This window comes from Ruegeria sp. BE1 (genome assembly GCF_056538885.1).
The window spans coordinates 25,064-42,763 of the sequence record NZ_JBQFTY010000003.1 but is presented as its reverse complement, the minus strand read 5'-3'; the positions used below and the strand labels follow the sequence as shown (position 1 = coordinate 42,763).

At 57.5% G+C, this 17,700-nt stretch carries 19 protein-coding genes; 8 read left to right on the top strand and 11 right to left on the bottom strand.

All coding sequences use genetic code 11. From position 1 onward, the window contains the following. Positions 1–14 precede the first annotated feature (14 nt). From ACR0J5_RS10300 to ACR0J5_RS10275, 6 genes are all read right to left on the bottom strand, one after another. Positions 15–818 (bottom strand): ParA family protein, encoded by an 804-nt coding sequence (locus ACR0J5_RS10300; protein WP_480652991.1) that lies wholly within the window; start codon positions 816–818, stop codon positions 15–17. Next, positions 811–1,425 carry a 16S rRNA (guanine(527)-N(7))-methyltransferase RsmG gene (gene rsmG / locus ACR0J5_RS10295; protein WP_480652989.1) on the bottom strand — a complete coding sequence of 205 codons (615 nt, stop codon included), beginning with the start codon at positions 1,423–1,425 and terminating at the stop codon, positions 811–813. The genes ACR0J5_RS10300 and rsmG overlap by 8 nt, the downstream gene beginning before the upstream one ends. Next, complete coding sequence (gene mnmG / locus ACR0J5_RS10290) at positions 1,422–3,290, bottom strand: tRNA uridine-5-carboxymethylaminomethyl(34) synthesis enzyme MnmG (RefSeq protein ID WP_480652987.1); 1,869 nt, start codon at positions 3,288–3,290, stop codon at positions 1,422–1,424. The genes rsmG and mnmG overlap by 4 nt, the downstream gene beginning before the upstream one ends. 12 nt (positions 3,291–3,302) lie before the next feature. Continuing rightward, entirely contained in the window at positions 3,303–4,589 is a 1,287-nt protein-coding gene (mnmE, locus tag ACR0J5_RS10285) for a tRNA uridine-5-carboxymethylaminomethyl(34) synthesis GTPase MnmE (protein ID WP_480652985.1), read from the bottom strand. Positions 4,590–4,619: 30 nt separating this feature from the next. Further along, the gene (gene rho, locus ACR0J5_RS10280; protein WP_170326120.1) at positions 4,620–5,891 is read right to left on the bottom strand and encodes a transcription termination factor Rho; all 1,272 of its coding nucleotides are present in this window, start codon (positions 5,889–5,891) and stop codon (positions 4,620–4,622) included. Positions 5,892–6,112: 221 nt separating this feature from the next. Continuing rightward, positions 6,113–6,562 carry a CopD family protein gene (locus ACR0J5_RS10275; RefSeq protein ID WP_480652983.1) on the bottom strand — a complete coding sequence of 150 codons (450 nt, stop codon included), beginning with the start codon at positions 6,560–6,562 and terminating at the stop codon, positions 6,113–6,115. Positions 6,563–6,966: 404 nt separating this feature from the next. Here ACR0J5_RS10275 and ACR0J5_RS10270 point away from each other — a divergent pair, with 404 nt between their 5' ends. The 4 genes from ACR0J5_RS10270 to dnaQ are packed head-to-tail and all read left to right on the top strand — an operon-like array spanning position 6,967 to position 9,701. Further along, the gene (locus tag ACR0J5_RS10270) at positions 6,967–7,566 is read left to right on the top strand and encodes a Maf family protein (RefSeq protein WP_480652981.1); all 600 of its coding nucleotides are present in this window, start codon (positions 6,967–6,969) and stop codon (positions 7,564–7,566) included. After that, positions 7,563–8,396: a shikimate dehydrogenase gene (locus ACR0J5_RS10265; RefSeq protein ID WP_480652980.1), complete on the top strand. Its 834-nt coding sequence runs from the start codon at positions 7,563–7,565 to the stop codon at positions 8,394–8,396. The genes ACR0J5_RS10270 and ACR0J5_RS10265 overlap by 4 nt, the downstream gene beginning before the upstream one ends. After that, positions 8,393–8,986 carry a dephospho-CoA kinase gene (coaE, locus tag ACR0J5_RS10260; protein WP_480652979.1) on the top strand — a complete coding sequence of 198 codons (594 nt, stop codon included), beginning with the start codon at positions 8,393–8,395 and terminating at the stop codon, positions 8,984–8,986. The genes ACR0J5_RS10265 and coaE overlap by 4 nt, the downstream gene beginning before the upstream one ends. Then, positions 8,979–9,701 carry a DNA polymerase III subunit epsilon gene (gene dnaQ / locus ACR0J5_RS10255; RefSeq protein WP_480652978.1) on the top strand — a complete coding sequence of 241 codons (723 nt, stop codon included), beginning with the start codon at positions 8,979–8,981 and terminating at the stop codon, positions 9,699–9,701. The genes coaE and dnaQ overlap by 8 nt, the downstream gene beginning before the upstream one ends. Positions 9,702–9,731: 30 nt before the next feature. Here dnaQ and secB read toward each other — a convergent pair whose 3' ends face one another. Both secB and ACR0J5_RS10245 read right to left on the bottom strand, forming a co-directional pair. Further along, positions 9,732–10,229, bottom strand: coding sequence for a protein-export chaperone SecB (secB, locus tag ACR0J5_RS10250; RefSeq protein ID WP_480652976.1), 498 nt, complete (start codon positions 10,227–10,229; stop codon positions 9,732–9,734). Positions 10,230–10,293: 64 nt separating this feature from the next. Then, positions 10,294–10,782 (bottom strand): FxsA family protein, encoded by a 489-nt coding sequence (locus tag ACR0J5_RS10245; RefSeq protein WP_480652974.1) that lies wholly within the window; start codon positions 10,780–10,782, stop codon positions 10,294–10,296. Positions 10,783–10,889: 107 nt separating this feature from the next. Here ACR0J5_RS10245 and ACR0J5_RS10240 point away from each other — a divergent pair, with 107 nt between their 5' ends. The 3 genes from ACR0J5_RS10240 to ACR0J5_RS10230 are packed head-to-tail and all read left to right on the top strand — an operon-like array spanning position 10,890 to position 13,167. Next, a complete protein-coding gene (locus ACR0J5_RS10240) occupies positions 10,890–11,549 on the top strand; it encodes a Tim44/TimA family putative adaptor protein (protein WP_480652972.1) in 660 nt (219 codons plus the stop codon). After that, positions 11,546–12,580 carry a murein transglycosylase A gene (mltA, locus tag ACR0J5_RS10235; protein ID WP_480652970.1) on the top strand — a complete coding sequence of 345 codons (1,035 nt, stop codon included), beginning with the start codon at positions 11,546–11,548 and terminating at the stop codon, positions 12,578–12,580. The genes ACR0J5_RS10240 and mltA overlap by 4 nt, the downstream gene beginning before the upstream one ends. After that, positions 12,580–13,167, top strand: a complete 588-nt coding sequence (locus ACR0J5_RS10230; RefSeq protein WP_480652968.1) for a Smr/MutS family protein — start codon at positions 12,580–12,582, stop codon at positions 13,165–13,167. The genes mltA and ACR0J5_RS10230 overlap by 1 nt, the downstream gene beginning before the upstream one ends. 9 nt (positions 13,168–13,176) lie before the next feature. On the opposite strand, the gene ACR0J5_RS10225 is transcribed toward ACR0J5_RS10230, so the two are convergent. After that, complete coding sequence (locus tag ACR0J5_RS10225) at positions 13,177–14,277, bottom strand: alpha/beta hydrolase (protein WP_480652966.1); 1,101 nt, start codon at positions 14,275–14,277, stop codon at positions 13,177–13,179. Between the two features lie 97 nt (positions 14,278–14,374). Beyond that, complete coding sequence (gene hslU / locus ACR0J5_RS10220; RefSeq protein WP_480652964.1) at positions 14,375–15,682, bottom strand: ATP-dependent protease ATPase subunit HslU; 1,308 nt, start codon at positions 15,680–15,682, stop codon at positions 14,375–14,377. A gap of 172 nt (positions 15,683–15,854) precedes the next feature. On the opposite strand from hslU, the gene ACR0J5_RS10215 reads away from it, so the two are divergent. Next, on the top strand, positions 15,855–17,096 hold the full coding sequence (locus ACR0J5_RS10215; RefSeq protein WP_480652962.1) for an MFS transporter: 1,242 nt from the start codon (positions 15,855–15,857) through the stop codon (positions 17,094–17,096). Here the strand turns inward: ACR0J5_RS10215 and hslV are convergent. Next, positions 17,088–17,645: an ATP-dependent protease subunit HslV gene (gene hslV / locus ACR0J5_RS10210; protein WP_480652960.1), complete on the bottom strand. Its 558-nt coding sequence runs from the start codon at positions 17,643–17,645 to the stop codon at positions 17,088–17,090. The genes ACR0J5_RS10215 and hslV overlap by 9 nt on opposite strands. Positions 17,646–17,700 lie beyond the last annotated feature (55 nt).

Below are 17,700 nucleotides of genomic sequence, written 5' to 3'. Positions count from 1 at the left end.
CTCCTCATTGCCGGTCAAGCGGCAATATTCTTGTTTTTATAAATCACTTCCCGCGCCAGATGCCGATATGCCATCGCCCCCAACGACCCCGAGTCATATTGCAGAACCGGCAAAGCGTAAGACGGCGCCTCACTGACCCGCACATTTCTGGGTATTTTCGTCTTAAATACCATCTCACCCAGATTGTCACGCGCATCCTTTTCGACCTGACGGGACAAGTTGTTGCGGTTGTCATACATGGTCAACACAATACCTTCGATTCTAAGGTCGGGATTCGCCGTCTGGCGAACCTCTCGAATCGTCAGCATGAGTTGCGACAAACCTTCCAGAGCGAAAAACTCACTTTGCAGCGGGACCAGCACCGAATGCGCAGCAACCATAGCGTTTACGGTCAGCAAATTCAGAGACGGCGGGCAATCGATCAGCACAAATTCAAGGTCAAATTGGTCGATTGCCGTCTGGCGTAGTGCATCATGCAGCAAATAGCTGCGCTTTTCGTTTGAAATAAGCTCAATATCCGCCGAGCTCAGATCAACCGTGGCTGGTATAACAAACAAGCCGTCGATCTCAGTCTCTTGCACCACGGCTTCAAGCGGCGCGTCGTCAAGGATCAGATCATATGTCGTCCAGTCTCGGTCTTCGACACCCAACCCCGTCGAGGCATTCCCCTGTGGATCCAGGTCAACAACCAAAACCCTGCTTCCTGCCTCAGCCAGTGCCGCAGCCAGATTGATCGCTGTTGTTGTCTTACCCACCCCACCCTTTTGATTGGCAACCGCAATTATCCGGGGCCCTGAGGGACGAGACAGATCAACCACGCGATACTCCTTTGATCCTTAGGATAACTGCTTGGGGTTCAGTTAAACTTGTAATCGGCTCGCATTCAAAATTCCATTCTTCCCGCGCTTCATCCAGCTCTTTTTTCCAGCTTGCACCTTTTGGCAACAGGGCGGTTCCATTTTCAGCTAAGTGCCTGCTGGAAAATGACAAAAGCGTCTTAAGATCAGCAAGGGCGCGCGCCGAAAGGATATCCGCGCCCAAAGGCTCCACCTGCTCGATTCGTCTGGAGATAATAGTGCATCGCGCACCACATTCGCGCGCAACGTTCCTGAGAAATGCAGACTTACGCTGATCGCTTTCAACAAAGGTAAACTGCGCATACGGGGCGTCTTCGATGGCCAATATCGCGCAAACCATACCGGGAAAGCCGCCTCCGCTGCCAAGATCAACCCAGCTATCGAAGGTAGCTGCGCAACGATAAACCTGTACAGAATCCAATATGTGGCGGTTCCAGATATCGTTCAAACTGTTGCGCGAAACCAGGTTTATCCTCGGGTTCCAGCGTTTCACCAATTCCACATACGTCGTGAGCCGATCAAATGTTTCACGTGAAACATCCAAACTCTCAAAAACACCGGAGTTCATGCCTTGCGCACCTTTTGCTCTCGTCGCAATTTTGCAAGAAGCAAGGTCAAAGCCGCCGGGGTTACACCCTCAACACGCCCGGCCTGAGCAATGTTTTGCGGCCGCGCAAGTGACAGCTTTTGTTTCATTTCAGATGACAGACCTTCTAGCGTTGAATAGTCGAAATCCTGCGGAATCTCATAGGATTCGTCACGTTTCATCGCTTCGACGTCTTTTTTCTGGCGCTCGATATAGTTGGCGTACAAAGCATCCCGCTCTACTTGCAGTCTTATGTCACTTTCGACATCTGCCAGGTTTGGAAGAAGAGGAATCAGGTCACTGAAGGAAACGTCCGGAAAGGCCAATAGCGCCATACCGTCCCGGCGATTTCCGTCCTGATTGACGCTTATTCCAACCGCGCGGATCTCTTTCGGAGTGTGGGTCTTTTCGGTCAGATGGGATTTGGCGGTCGCCAGCTTCCCCATTTTAGCTAGAAAAACGGTTTCACGACGCTGCCCAACGCAACCCAGATCAATCCCCAGAGGCGTCAGGCGCTGATCTGCGTTGTCTGCCCTGAGAGACAGGCGGAACTCAGCCCTTGAAGTAAACATGCGGTATGGCTCTGCAACCCCGCGGGTGGTCAAATCATCGATCATCACGCCGATATAGCTGTCTGCTCGCGTAAAGTGGGCAGGATCACGGCCCTGAACCGCAAGCGCTGCGTTCAAACCCGCAACAAGCCCTTGGGCCGCTGCCTCCTCATATCCTGTGGTTCCGTTAATCTGGCCAGCAAGATATAGTGCCGGAGCACTTGGAAGAGACAGCGACGACGTCAGGACACGAGGATCGACGTAGTCATATTCAATCGCGTAACCCGGTTGTAAAATTTCTGCCTTTTCCAGCCCTTTGATCGACTGGACGTACGCCTCTTGAACATCTTGAGGCAAGGAAGTCGAAATTCCATTGGGGTAGATGGTATGGTCATTGACCCCTTCTGGTTCCAGGAAAATCTGATGGGAGTCCTTTTCCGCAAAGCGGACAATTTTATCCTCGATTGAAGGACAATATCGCGGTCCCACCCCATCTATATGACCGCCATACATTGCAGACCGAGACAGGTTCTGTTCGATGATTTCATGTGTCCGCGCGTTGGTATGCGTTATGCCACAGGAAATCTGAGGGGCCACAACCTCTGTCGACAGGAAGGAAAAGAGCGTTGGATCGTCATCTCCGTCCTGACGTTCCAGGTCGTTCCAATCAATTGTGCGGCCATCAAGCCGCGGTGGTGTCCCCGTTTTCAAACGCCCCAAAGGCAACGCAAAACTATCAAGCCGTTCGGCCAGCTTAACCGAGGGACGATCGCCCATCCGACCACCAGGACGCGACACATCTCCGATATGGATCACCCCGCGCAGGAAGGTCCCGGATGTCAGAATAACTGCCCTTGCGCGGATCTCAGACCCGTCCGCCAGTTCAACGCCTGCGACGCGGTCTTGATCCATCAGGAAATCAGTAACCTCGCCGGTGATCACCGAGAGGTTTTCTTGTTTCTCGGTCTCACTTTGCATTGCAGCGCGATACAAAGCGCGGTCAGCTTGGGTTCTGGGTCCTTGCACCGCGGGACCTTTACGACGATTGAGCAAACGGAACTGGATACCCGCGCGATCCGCAACGCGCCCCATAACACCATCCAGCGCATCGATCTCGCGGACCAAATGGCCTTTTCCCAATCCCCCAATGGCCGGGTTACAGGACATCACCCCGATATCTGATGCGGACAGCGTGACCAAAGCCGTGGCAACTCCCATCCGCGCGGCGGCATGCGCGGCCTCGGTGCCCGCATGTCCAGCCCCAATGACCACTACATCGAAATCTGAATGTTTCACGTGAAACACTCCTTACTTACCAAGGCAGAAGCTAGAGAAAATCTCATCCAACAGATCCTCTACACCTATTCTGCCGACCAGAGTTTCAAGGGCGCGGATCGCCGTGCGCAGTTCTTCGGCTGCGATATCATACAGGTCTGGACCCGATTCCAGAACTGTCATGGCGGTGTTCAGCGCATTCCGCGCATCGATCAACGAAACACGATGCCTTTCGCGTGTTGCAATACCATGGCTAGTGGATCGTTCGCCCAGAACACGCGATATGTGGTTGATCAGGCGATCAATTCCTTGCCCCGTTTTACCAGAAATCCCACCTTCAACATCTTCGCGAAGGTCGGCTTTCGGCAACAATTGAATATCCCCGTCCTGCATCTGAACACCCAATTCCAAAGGGTCTTCCGTCAGAAACACACGCAAGTCTGCTGCATCAGCGCGTTTGCGGGCCAGTTCGATCCCAAGGCTTTCAACGTGATCCTCGGTCTTGCGCAAACCGGCAGTGTCCAGCAAAGTAACTGGCAGGCCGCCAAGATCCATACGAACCTCGATCACATCGCGGGTCGTTCCGGCATATTCGGAGGTGATAGCCGCCTCACGCCCTGCCAAAGCGTTCAGCAAAGTTGACTTGCCGGCGTTTGGCAAACCCACGATGGCAACCTCGAACCCGTTTCGGATGCGCTCTGCAATTTTCACACCTTCTGCCTGGTGTTGCAGGTCCCGCATCACGCCCGTCACCAATTGGCGCACTTCGGGCGTCACGTCAGTCGGAACCTCTTCATCGGCAAAATCGATCACCGCTTCTAACAGGGATGCCGCGCGGATCAGATCACGACGCCAGCGTTCGGCCAATCCACCAAGCTCTCCAGCCAGAATGGTCTGCGCCTGTTTGCGCTGCGCTTCAGTTTCAGCATCGATGAGATCGGCCAGGCCCTCGATCTGAGTCAAATCCATCTTGCCATTCTCAAGCGCGCGACGCGTGAATTCCCCGGGCTCGGCCAGACGCAACCCTTCCGTTTCGGATAGGCACCGCATCACGGCATTGACCGAAGCCGTACTTCCGTGGATTTGCAACTCGGCCACGTGCTCACCGGTAAAGCTGGCCGGGGCTTCGAACGTCAGAACAAGCCCATCATCCAACCGTGATCCGTCGGCCGCATGCAAGGACCGAACCCGCATGCCACGTGGCGGCAGCGGGCTACCGGTCAGCTGGACCGCAGCGGAATGCGCCAAAGGACCCGAGAGGCGGATGACCGCCACCCCGGCTTTGCCTTGCGCGCTGGCCAAGGCGAATATCGTATCCATTCGAAGGCCTCGCCTGGATTAAGACCTGTGTCAGGTGTTCATCGAATCGAAGAACTCACCGTTCGTCTTGGTCTGCTTTAGCTTGGACAGCAGGAACTCGATCGCGTCGGTGGTGCCCATCGGGTTGAGGATGCGGCGCAGAACAAAGGTCTTGGCCAGATCACCCTTGTCGACCAGCAGGTCCTCTTTTCGTGTACCAGACTTGAGGATGTCGATGGCCGGGAACACGCGTTTGTCCGCAATCTTGCGATCCAGAACGATTTCCGAGTTACCGGTGCCCTTGAATTCTTCAAAGATCACCTCGTCCATCCGGCTGCCGGTATCGATCAGAGCAGTCGCGATGATGGTCAACGAACCACCCTCTTCGATATTCCGCGCCGCACCAAAGAATCGCTTGGGCCGTTGCAGCGCGTTCGCGTCCACACCACCGGTCAGAACTTTGCCTGAGGATGGCACCACAGTGTTAAAGGCCCTACCAAGTCTTGTGATCGAGTCGAGAAGGATAACAACATCTCGCTTATGTTCCACCAAACGCTTGGCCTTTTCGATCACCATTTCCGACACAGCCACGTGGCGCGTCGCCGGTTCGTCAAAGGTCGAGGACACAACCTCACCCTTCACCGAACGCTGCATGTCCGTCACCTCTTCCGGGCGTTCATCGATCAGCAGGACGATCAGATAGCATTCGGGGTGGTTCTGTTCGATCGAATGCGCGATGTTCTGCAGGATCACCGTCTTACCCGTCCGCGGCGGTGCCACGATCAGCGACCGCTGGCCTTTACCGATGGGCGCAACCAGATCGATCACGCGTGCCGATTTGTCCTTGATGGTCGGATCCTCGATCTCCATCTTCAGACGCTCATCGGGGTACAGAGGCGTCAGGTTGTCGAACAGAATCTTGTGCTTGGCCTTCTCAGGATTCTCGAAGTTGATCATCGTGACTTTGGTCAGCGCAAAGTAACGCTCGTTATCGTCCGGTGCCTTGATCTCACCTTCGACCGTATCCCCGGTGCGCAACGAATGCAGACGGATCATGTCGGGCGAAACATAAATGTCATCCGGGCCCGGCAGGTAGTTCGCCTCGGGCGAGCGCAGGAACCCAAACCCGTCCTGCAGAACCTCAAGCACACCATCGCCACCGACGGTCCAGCCTTCATCCGCGCGTTCGCGCAGAATCTGGAACATCATCTCGCCCTTGCGCATGGTCGAGGCGTTTTCGATTTCCAGCTCTTCGGCCATCGCCAAAAGGTCTTTGGGGCTTTTGGCTTTCAGATCGGCCAGATTCAAAGCTTCAGTTGTCATGATATATACCTTCACCGCAGACAGCGCGGCACGAAGTGGAATTTCAGTACGGAAGATACGCCGCCCGGACGGGCGTGTTGCCACCTACATAAGCGCCGCAGCCGTCAGAGTCAAACCGCCCCTCAAAGCACTTTACGTTTCATCGACATCGAAACACGCTGCCTCTCGCTACGCTCGAACGCGCGTTTCGATTCTTATTTCTTTCTGAAAACGTAAAGTGCCTAGAACTTCAGAACGACCGCCAGAACGATGGCAACCATCAGAATGGTCGGAACCTCGTTCATCATGCGATACTGCCGCCCAGTGAGCTTATTTTGCCCCTCAAAGAAGTCTTTGCGCCGTGCCATTAGCCAATGATGGAACCAGGTCATGGCAATCACGCCCGCCCCCTTGACCCAGGGCCACGCAAAATCCCATCCGACGATGCCCGGCGTGAACACCATGATCAGACCACATGCCCATGCGACGATCATTGCCGGGCGCATGATTACCCGCAGCAGCTTTTCTTCCATTTCATAGAAAATGGTCTCAGCCCCATCGACGCTTTGGGCTTTTTCGACGTGATAGACGAACAGACGCGGTAAATAGAACAGGCCGGCCATCCATGAGATCACGGCCATGATGTGAACGGACTTCACCCATGGGTAAATCGTGAAAAGAAGATCGGTCATGCTGGCTCCGGGCGTTGCTCGGAACTCTCCCTAATAAAAAAATAAGAAAAGAAAAAGGAAGATGGTTTTGTAGGGTGAACAAAATCCGTGGATTACTTTTTTACACATGTGTTTTCCCCAGGTGGACTTTTTCAGGCGTGGGAAGAGTGATTCTGTGAGTGGGATAAATTTCATATATAAAACAAATACTTATTTTGTGAATTCCTGAATACCTCTGGGGACAAATCTTGGGGTATCTGTGGAGATCGCGGTTTTCCCACCTTTCCGACTTATCCTTGTCCCGGATGGACAGCGTTTGAGCGACTCAGGGAAGTTTTGCGCGAAAATCCCGGGGTTGCGTGTCAATCTGAAAACCATACAAACCGTTCAGGAACGCTCAACGATTTGCACACGGGGTTGTCCACATGTCTGTCCCCATCATCCTGGCCTCAGGCTCATCCATCCGCGCACAGTTGCTGGAAAACGCAGGCGTGCCGTTTTCCGTTCAGGTGGCGCGCGTGGACGAGGATACCATGAAGCGCGCGCTGCTGGCCGAGGGCGCAGCGCCTCGTGACATTGCCGATGCCCTGGCCGAGATGAAGGCGCGCAAGATCAGCGATAAATCCCCAGGCGCGATGGTGTTGGGGTGTGATCAGGTGCTGGATTTCGACGGGCAGCTGCTGTCGAAACCCGAAACGCCCGAAGACGCGCTGGCGCAGCTCAAGGCGATGCGGGGCAAGCGGCATATGCTGCTGTCGGCTGCGGTGATCTATCAGGACGGTGAGCCGATCTGGCGTCATGTCGGTCAGGTGCGTCTACGGATGCGGGCCAGCTCGGACGCGTATCTGCGCGATTATGTGACCCGCAATTGGGACAGCATCCGGCACGCGGTGGGCGCTTATAAGCTGGAAGAGGAAGGCGTCCGCCTGTTCGCCACCATTGACGGCGACTATTTTAATGTCTTGGGTATGCCCCTGTTGGAATTGCTGAATTATCTGGCCGTCAAAGGGGTGATCGATCAATGAGCAAGAACCGTATTCCTCTGGCCGGAGTGGTCGGGCACCCGATTGCGCATTCCAAATCGCCGCAATTGCATGGGCATTGGCTGAAAACCTATGGGCTGGCCGGGCATTACGTTCCGATGGATGTGGCCCCGGAAGATCTGGAAACCGTTCTGCGCACCCTGCCCAAGGCCGGGTTTGTCGGCACCAATGTGACTGTCCCGCATAAAGAGGCCGCTTTGCGCATCTCGGATCATGTCTCGGACCGGGCGAAAAAGATCGGGGCGGCGAATACGCTGGTGTTTCAGGATGACGGGTCGATCCATGCGGATAACACCGACGGCTACGGATTCATGCAGAATCTGCATTCTGGCGCGCCGGATTGGGTGCCAACGGATGGTCCTGCGGTGGTGTTTGGTGCGGGCGGTGCGGCGCGCGCCGTGTTGCAGGCGTTGATTGAGGCGGGCGTGCCCCAGATTCTGCTGACCAACCGAACCCGGTCCCGCGCGGATCATCTGCAACAGGAGTTTGGTGACCGCATCACCGTGGTTGACTGGGTGCGGGCCGGGAATGTGGTCGATCAGGCTGAACTGGTGGTCAACACGACGTCACTGGGAATGCAGGGGCAGCCGGAATTGCGGGTGCCGCTGGATGGGTTGCAGCCCGGCACGGTTGTGACCGACCTGATCTATGCGCCGTTGAAAACGCAGCTGCTGCAGGTGGCCGAACAGGCAGGCTGTACCACCGTCAACGGGTTGGACATGCTGTTGCATCAGGCGGTGCCCGGATTTGAACGCTGGTTCGGTGTGCGTCCCGAGGTCACGGATGATCTGCGCGCGGCGGTATTGGGATGAGCTTTGCGCTGGGTCTGACGGGCTCAATCGGGATGGGCAAAAGCACCGCGGCGCAGATGTTCGTCGCCGAAGGCTGTGCGCTGTGGGATGCGGATGCGGCTGTGCATAGGCTCTATACAAGGGGTGGGGCCGCTGTTGAACCCATGCGCGCCCTCTTTCCCGATGCGATTGTCGACGGGGCCGTCAGCCGCGACGCGCTGAAACGGATCATCGCGCAAGACCCGCAGGCGTTGAAACAGATCGAAGCGATCGTGCACCCATTGGTGGCGGCGGACCGTGCTGCGTTTCGTGAGACGGCGACGGCGGATATTCTGGTGTTCGACATCCCTCTGCTCTTTGAAACGGGCGGGGACGCGGCGATGGACGCGGTTGCCTGTGTGTCGGCAACGGCTGGGGAACAAAAACGCCGCGTGATGGCGCGGGGTACGATGACCGAGGCACAGTTCGAACAGATCCGCGCCAAGCAAATGCCGAATGACGAGAAATGCGCGCGGTCGGATTTTGTGATCGTGACGGATACGCTGGACCATGCCCGCGCGCAGGTGCAGGATGTGGTCAGGCAGATACGGGCGGGGATGGCAGATGCGTGAGATTGTACTTGATACCGAAACCACGGGGTTTGATCCCGAAAGCGGCGACCGGATTGTCGAAATCGGCGCGGTCGAATTGTGGAACCACGTGGCCACCGGTGAGACCTATCACGTCTATATCAACCCCGAACGGTCCATGCCCGAAGAGGCGTTCGGCGTGCATGGAATCGGCCCGGACCTGTTGGACAACCCGCGCCCGCCGGAAAAGGGTGAGGTGACGCTGAAGGACAAACCTGTTTTTGCCAAGGTCGGTCAGGGCTTTCTGGATTTTATTCAGGATTCCAAGCTGGTGATCCACAACGCCTCCTTCGATATGAAATTCCTGAATGCGGAACTCAGATGGTTGGGTCTGCCGCAGATTCCCATGGATCAGGCACTGGATACGCTGGCCATTGCGCGCAAACGTTTTCCCGGCTCGCCCGCGTCACTGGATGCGTTGTGCCGGCGGTTCAATATCGACAACTCGAACCGGACGCTGCACGGGGCCTTGCTCGATTCGGAAATTCTGGCCGAGGTTTATCTGGAACTGATCGGCGGGCGGCAGCCGGATTTCGGCCTGTCCACATCCGCGTCATCGGGCGCAGGCGGTCAGGATGACTGGCGTCCCACGGCGCGTCCGACACCTCTTGCATCGAAAATCACCGAGGATGAACGCGCAGCGCATGAGGCATTTGTTGAGAAACTGGGCGAAAACGCCCTGTGGACCCGCGCCTGAGACCTGTCCCGGCGCGGGTCGTCAAAGCCCTTAGGCTTCGGCTTTTTGGGCTTCGGCCTGGCGGCGCAACAATTCGTTGCGATAGAGACCGACGAAATCGATATTGTCCAGGTTGACCGGCGGATAGCCACCGTCGCGGGTGATGTCGCTGACGATGCGGCGCAGGAACGGGAACAACATGCGCGGGCATTCGATCATCAGGAACGGGTGCAGCTGGTCATCGGCCACACCTTCGATGTGGAACAGACCACAATAGTCGATCTCGCACAGGAATAGGACGTCTTCCATGCCCTTGGCTTTGGATTTGAGGTTCAGTTTGACGGCAACCTCGTACTGATGCTCGACCGGGCGTTTTTTCGCGTCCAGGTTCACCTGAACTGCGATTTCGGGCTGAACATCACCGGACACACCTTTTTGTGCCATCACGTTTTCAAAGGACATATCACGAATGAATTGTCCCAGAACGCGCATTTGAACCTGCGGGGCTGCTTGGGCTGCGGTGTTTTCCGCAGCGTTTTCTTCGGCCATGGATCTACTCCAAAAATGAAATTTGCCATTGCTTAGCAAGTTGGGCGCGGTACCTCAATGCAGGTCACGGGCCTTCGACCCATTTGGAGGGCTTTGAGGGGTCGCGATTGGGGCGGACCTCGGTAAATTCTCCGTCGATCACGTCATCGTCATAGGATTGCGGTCCGGTGCGAAACTGCGCGCCGGTACCCATTTGAAACCCGGTGATGGTGGCCCTGGATTTCAGATAGCGGAACACCGCGACGCGGATGCCGGGGATAAGCAAAGCAAAACCAATGGCATCTGTGAAAAAGCCCGGCGTCAGCAGCAACACACCCGAAAGCAGGATCATGGCCCCATGCGCCAGGGGTTCGGTCGGATCGTCCAGTTCGGCAAAGGATCGCTGCAGGTTGGCCAGCGCCATGCGACCTTGTGTCCTGACCAATGCAGTGCCCATAATGGCTGTGAGAACCACAATTGCCAGCGTTGGCCACAGGCCAATCAGACCACCAACCTGGATGAACAGGGCGATCTCGATGATGGGCACCAACAAAAATGCCAAGAACAGATACATTTGCGTTATCCTTTAACGGGGACCGGGCGGTGGACTTGCCACAAACTGTCACCTACATAGTGGCAAGAGGCCGTGTATACAAAGCCACGGTCTGAAAAGAGGATGAAATGAACGAACCGATGATCCAGTTGCTGGTCCTGGCCGGAATTGCCGTTTTCCTGATCCTGCGCTTGAAAAGCGTGCTGGGGACGCGTGAAGGTTTTGAAAAACCTCCCGTTCAGCAGCAGCCCGATACTCAGAACGCCCGCCGCGGGTTTGAGGTGATCGATGGCGGCCCGGATCATGACATCACCGACCATGTCGCCGAAGACAGCGAACAGGCGCAGACCCTGGCGGCGATGAAACGGGTTGAGCCCAGCTTTTCGGTCAGCGAATTCGTGCAGGGCGCGCGCGGTGCTTACGAGATGATCGTCATGGGGTTCGAAAAAGGGAACCTGGATGAAATCCAGCCTTTCCTGTCGGAAGAGGTGTTCGACACCTTTGTCTCTGTCGTCGCAGACCGCGAAGATCAGGGCCTGACCATTGAGGCCGAGTTCATCGGTGTTCGTGAAACCACGGTGGCGGATGCGAAGTTCGACAAGGACACCAACCAGGCCGAGATCACCATGCGGTTTGTTGGTGAGCTGACCTCGGTCGTGCGCGATCGCGGCGGCGACATCATCGAAGGCAACCCGAACACCGTCAAACGCCAAAAGGACAGCTGGACCTTTGCCCGTGTCATGGGCAGTGACGATCCGAACTGGCTGCTTGTTGCCACGGACGCATGATTGGCGCGCTTCGGTCGCTTTTGCTGGGGGCTGTGATGGCAACCTCTGCCAATGCCGAGGCGACGCGATCCATCCTGACCTTTGACGACCTTGAGGGCTGGGCCGCCGATGATCACGGGGCGGCCCTTTCGGTTTTTTTGAACACCTGCGGGGATCTGGACGACCCGGATTGGCGCGCCCTGTGTGGTGTGGCGCGGACTTATGAACCCGATGCCGCCCGGTCTTTCTTTGAGCTGTTCTTTCGCCCGGTTCTGGTTCAGGACGGCAAGGATGCGCTGTTTACCGGCTATTTCGAACCGGAACTGGATGGTTCGCGCACGCGGACGGACCGCTACAAATACCCAATTTATAAAATGCCACCCGAGGCACGGGCCGAGGGGCCATGGCTCAGCCGTCGCGATATCCTGACGGGTGATGCGATGACCGGGCGCGGACTTGAGATCGCCTGGGTCGATGACCCGGTTGAGCTGTTCTTTCTGCAAATCCAGGGCTCGGGCCGTATTCGGCTGCCCGATGGCGGGGCCTTGCGGGTGGGCTATGGCGGGGCGAACGGGCACCCCTATCGCTCGATCGGGTCCGAGCTGATCCGTCAGGGCGCGTTGGCGGCCCATCAGGTCAGTGCCCAGATGATCAAGTCATGGGTGCGCAAGAACCCCGAAGCCGGGGCAGAGCTGTTGTTTCACAACCCCTCTTACGTGTTCTTTCGCGAAGTTTCCCGCGTTGCGCCCGAGTTCGGACCGTTGGGTGCAATGAACCGGTCCGTCACCACCATGCGCAGCATTGCGGCCGATCCGGCCTATACACCGTTGGGTGCCCCGGTTTGGGTTGAGAAAGACGGCAAGGACCCGATGCGCCGGTTGATGATCGCACAGGACACGGGGTCCGCCATCAAGGGGGCGCAACGGGCGGATATTTTCTTTGGCACCGGCGATGCGGCAGGTCAGGCTGCCGGACGTTTGAAAGACCCGGGCCGGATGGTTCTTTTGTTGCCGATCCAGCGCGCCTATGCCCTGATCCCGGATGAGTTCTGATGACCCGGCGCAAACTGACCGAAGAAGAGATCGAGCTGTGGCGCAAGGTCGCCAAACAAGCCGAACGCATGCACCCTGAACTGCCGCAGTCGGTGCATCCGACCACCCTGCCCAAACCCAAGCCAACAAAAACTCCGAAATTCCGGCTTGAGGGGTTCGAAGTTGGGCAAACCGCGCCCACCAAACCGGCGCGGCATGGTTTGCAGCCCTCGGTCACGGACCGGATGCGTGCCAGCCCGGTGCAGATGGACACCAAGGCGTTCGGGCGGATGAAGCGCGGCAAGCTGAAACCCGAGGGCAAGCTGGACCTGCATGGCATGCGCGTGGACACGGCCCACCCCACCCTGATCCGGTTCGTGTTGACCGCGCAGGCGCAGGGCAAGCGGCTGGTCCTTGTGGTGACGGGCAAGGGTAAGGATCGTGACGAACCCGGCCCCATCCCCACCCCGCGCGGGGTGTTGCGCAATCAGGTGCCACATTGGCTGTCGATCCCGCCGTTGGCGCAGGCGGTGCTGCAGGTGACGCCCGCTCATATCAGCCATGGTGGCGACGGCGCCTATTACGTCTATCTGCGGCGGACCCGGTAGACCCGGCGGCTATGGTTTAATCACCTCGGCGTCCCCTGTTTCGGTCAGCACAATTTCGGTCGCGCCATCAGGGTTGCGCTGACTCGGTGGGACAAGAACATCGATTCCACGCCGCTCGTCGGACCCGAACGTGCCCGTGACCCGCCGGACCGAACCCAAGATCGCCAACAAGGCCGGCGAGGTCGCAGCCACGAAATGTGAAGATTCCGCGTCGCTGTTAAAAGCCGTGGTATCAAGTACATTGATCGGAAACTCGGCCAGATCATCGACCGAGCTGATATTGCCCAGCCTTTCGCCCTCGGCTGTGCCGCGCAGGCGGGCCGAGATATTCAGGATTTTGTCTTTCTGCGACACCATGACCACAAATGGATCGGGCGGCGTGTCAATCCGTTTCATCTGTGATCGGAACAAATCCACATCCAGATCAGGTGAGATCAGCACCACGCCTTCGATATTCCTGTTGGACCAACCCGGCTGTTGCAACTCGGCCTGTCGCATCATCTCCATCGACAGGGCGCCGCCCATCGAATGCGCCACTAGAACCACGCGTTTGACCCCCATGGATTTCAGCTCGCGGATGGTTTGCTCCAGCCCGTCGCGGGCAAAAAGCATACTGTCCAGATCGTAGGCATAGCCATATCCGGTTGCCCGGCTGGGCCAGGAATACACCAGGATCGATCCGGGCAGCCCGATGTCATGCGACAGCTGCGCGGCACGGAAAATGGTTTCCGTCTGGGTCGAGTTATAGCCGTGCACAAAGATGGTCACGTCATCCTGCCCGCGCAGATGCTCTTGCAGTCCCTGAGGGCCACTTAGCTGCTGGATGTCTGCCAGAACAAATTCCTTCTGCGGGTCGGGATCCGCATAGGAAAACCTGAGGGTTCCGGGCGTGTGCGACGGCGGGATCGAGACCTGCGTCTCTAAAAATTGCAGAGAGTCACCGCGCTGGAATCCATAGGCTCCATCCGCCTCGCGCGCGCGGGTCGTGCTGGCGAACACGGTGATCGGCGTACCGATATTTACAGCCGACGGCACGGTTTCCGTGATTGTCCGGTCGACGCAGGCCGACACAGACAGGGACAGGATCAAAACGATCAAATAGCGCAGCACAAAACACCTATGAATGATTTTGCGCCAAGCTATCGATTTCTGGCCCCACGTCCAGAGATGTTCGGGGCAAGTAGCGGCAAAAACCAGCTGGCCCGTGTTACAGAACGTAACGGCTCAGGTCAGTGGATTTGGTCAGTTCGCCTAGATTGTCGTCAACGAATTGCGCGTTGACGGTAATGTCCGCCCCGGCCTGATCGGGCGCGGTGAACGAGAGCTCTTCGAACACGCGCTCCATCACGGTGTAAAGCCGCCGCGCGCCGATGTTTTCGACGCTTTGGTTCACATCCGCCGCGATCTTGGCAAGGGCTGCGATGCCGTCATCCGTAAAGCTGACCGTGACCTCTTCTGTTCCCATCAGCGCGGTGTACTGGCGGGTCAGGGCATTGTCGGTCTCGGTCAGGATGCGCACGAAATCCTCTTCGGTCAGGGCGCGCAGCTCTACCCGTATCGGTAGACGCCCCTGCAGTTCCGGCAACAGGTCCGAGGGCTTGGCGATGTGGAACGCTCCGCTGGCGATGAACAGGATATGGTCGGTTTTGACCGGGCCATGCTTGGTGCTGACGGTAGTGCCCTCGATCAGGGGCAGCAGGTCGCGCTGCACCCCTTCGCGGCTGACATCGCCGCCACGCGCATCGGATCTTGCGCAGACCTTGTCGATCTCATCCAGAAAGACGATGCCGTTCTGTTCGACCGACTCCAGCGCTACGCGGTTGACCGTTTCGTCATCCAGCAGCTTGTCCGCCTCTTCCCCGATCAGCGCGTCATAGCTTTCGGCCACGGTCATGCGTTTCTTGACGGTCCGCCCGCCGAACGCCTTGCCGAAGATATCACCCAGATTCATCATCCCCATCTGGCTGCCGGGCTGGCCGGGCATGTCAAACATCGGCATCGGGTTTGAAGTGTCGGCCAGTTCCAGTTCGATCACCGTGTCGTCCAACTCTCCGGCTTTCAGCTTTTTGCGGAACATCTCGCGTGTGCCTTCACGGGCGTCCTCGCCCGCGATAGCTTGGATCACCCGATCCTCAGCGGCTTGATGCGCGCGCGCCTTAACGTCCTCGCGCATATATTCGCGGGTCTGGATAATTGCTGCATCGGCCAGATCGCGCACGATCTGTTCCACGTCACGACCAACGTAACCGACCTCGGTAAACTTGGTGGCCTCAACCTTGACAAAGGGCGCGCGGGCCAGTTTCGCCAGACGGCGGCTGATCTCGGTTTTGCCGACACCGGTGGGGCCGATCATCAGGATGTTTTTGGGATAGACCTCATCGCGGATATCGTCTGCCAGCTGCTTGCGCCGCCAGCGATTGCGCAGCGCGACGGCAACGGCGCGTTTTGCATCCTTCTGACCGATAATGAAACGGTCCAGTTCCGAGACAATCTCGCGCGGGGTCAGGTCGGTCACGGGTTGGGTCCTTTCGATCAGCGGTTCGGCTTAGGTAGTCACCGCGAGAGTGAAAACAACAGCGGCCACGTTGGTTAGCAATGCCCCATCCGGTTTGCAAATGCTTTCCATAGGTGAAACGCGTGCCCTCTGGTACAGTGTTTTCAACGCTTTGAGGGTCAGGAGCGCGGACATGACAAAATTAGCCAAGATCACTCTGCTGTTTGTGGTGTTCGTCGACCTGTTGGGTCAGGGTCTGGTTTTTCCCATTATCAATTCGTTGATCATGGAGACAAAATCCGGGTTTCTGCCAGAAAGTACAGGCATGGGCACGCGGCATCTGTACTACGGTCTGGTGATCGGGTGCTTCTTTTTGTCCTGGTTTCTGGGGGTGGTCTATGTCTCGAAAGTGTCAGATTCGATTGGGCGCAAGAATGCCCTGCTGATTTGTCTGGGCGGGGCGCTGGTCGGCTATGCGCTGACAATCGCGGCGCTGTATATCAACAGTCTGTTGCTGCTGATTGTTGGCCGGTCGATCACGGGATTCACCGCAGGCAATCAACCCATTGCGCAAGCGGCGATGATTGACGGCAGCACCGATGATGCCGACCGCGACCGCAACATGGGCTATATCATTACCGGCGTCAGCTTTGGCCTCGTTGGTGGACCCCTGATTGGCGCGATCTTGTCCGACGCCAACCTGCTGGGCAGTTTCGCCACGTTGAAAACACCGTTTTACGGGGCCTTCGTTCTGGTACTGGTCGCCATTTTCATGGTGATGGTTTTCTTTAAAGATACCCGGTCCGAGCGGGCCGCGTTTGTGTTCCGCCCCCGCGACATCACCGACAGCCTGATCGCGGTGCGGTCACATCCGATGGTGTTGAAAATCCTGCCGGTTTACGCGTTGTTCATGATCGCCAATGTCACCTTCTACGTGTTCGTCGACAATTTCCTGACCAGCGCCTGGGGCTACGGGGTCATCGGCGGCAGCATGGCGATGGTGGTGATCGGTTTTGCGCTGGCCTTTTCCAGCACATTCCTTGTGAAACCGGCGCAGGAAAGGTTCAGCAAGCATCAGATCATCTTTGCCTCGCTGGTGGTCATGGTGATCTGCGGATTCGGCTTTGCCTTCAGCCCCAGCGGGGTGCTGAGCTACGTCCCCGTTTTCTTTTTCTACTTCTTCTTCGGCGTGTCTTACCCGACCCTGCTGGGCCTGTTCTCATCCGCGGTCAGTGAAACCGATCAGGGCTGGGTCATGGGGGTGACCACAGCCGTGTTCTGCCTTGCGGGCGGTGTGATGTCCCTGATCGGAGGCGGGTTGATGAGCATCGACATCCGCGTGCCCTATTACATCGTCATCCTTGCGGCGATACTGGGACTGATCGGGATGCAATTGCGTTGGAAAGGCAAAGAGATAAAAGCGTTGCTAGCCTGATATGCTCTCAACCGTCAGATTGCCGTTGGTATAGACGCAGATATCGGCCGCAATCGCCATCGCCTCACGCGCCACGGTTTCGGCGGGCTTGTCGCTGTCCATCATCGCGCGGGCGGCGGCCAGGGCGAAATTGCCACCCGAGCCGATGGCGGCCACGTTGTGTTCGGGTTCCAGCACATCGCCTGCGCCGGTGATCACCAGCAGATCGGTGCCGTCGGTGACGATCAGCATCGCCTCAAGCTTTTGCAGGTATTTATCCGTCCGCCAGTCCTTGGCCAATTCGACCGAGGCGCGGGCCAACTGGCCGGGCGTGGCCTCAAGCTTGGCCTCCAACCGTTCCAGCAGGGTGAAGGCGTCCGCTGTCGATCCGGCAAAGCCTGCGACCACTTCGAACCCGCCGGGCGACAGGCGGCGCACCTTGCGGGCGGTGCCTTTGATCACGGTCTGGCCCAGGCTGACCTGTCCGTCGCCGGCAATCACCACCTGGCCGCCCTTTTTGACGCCAATGATCGTTGTGCCGTGCCAACCGGGAAAATCGCTGTCTGCCATGGGGGCCTCCGTTCTTCGCTGGCACCCTATATGGGCCGGACCGGGGGTCAGCGCA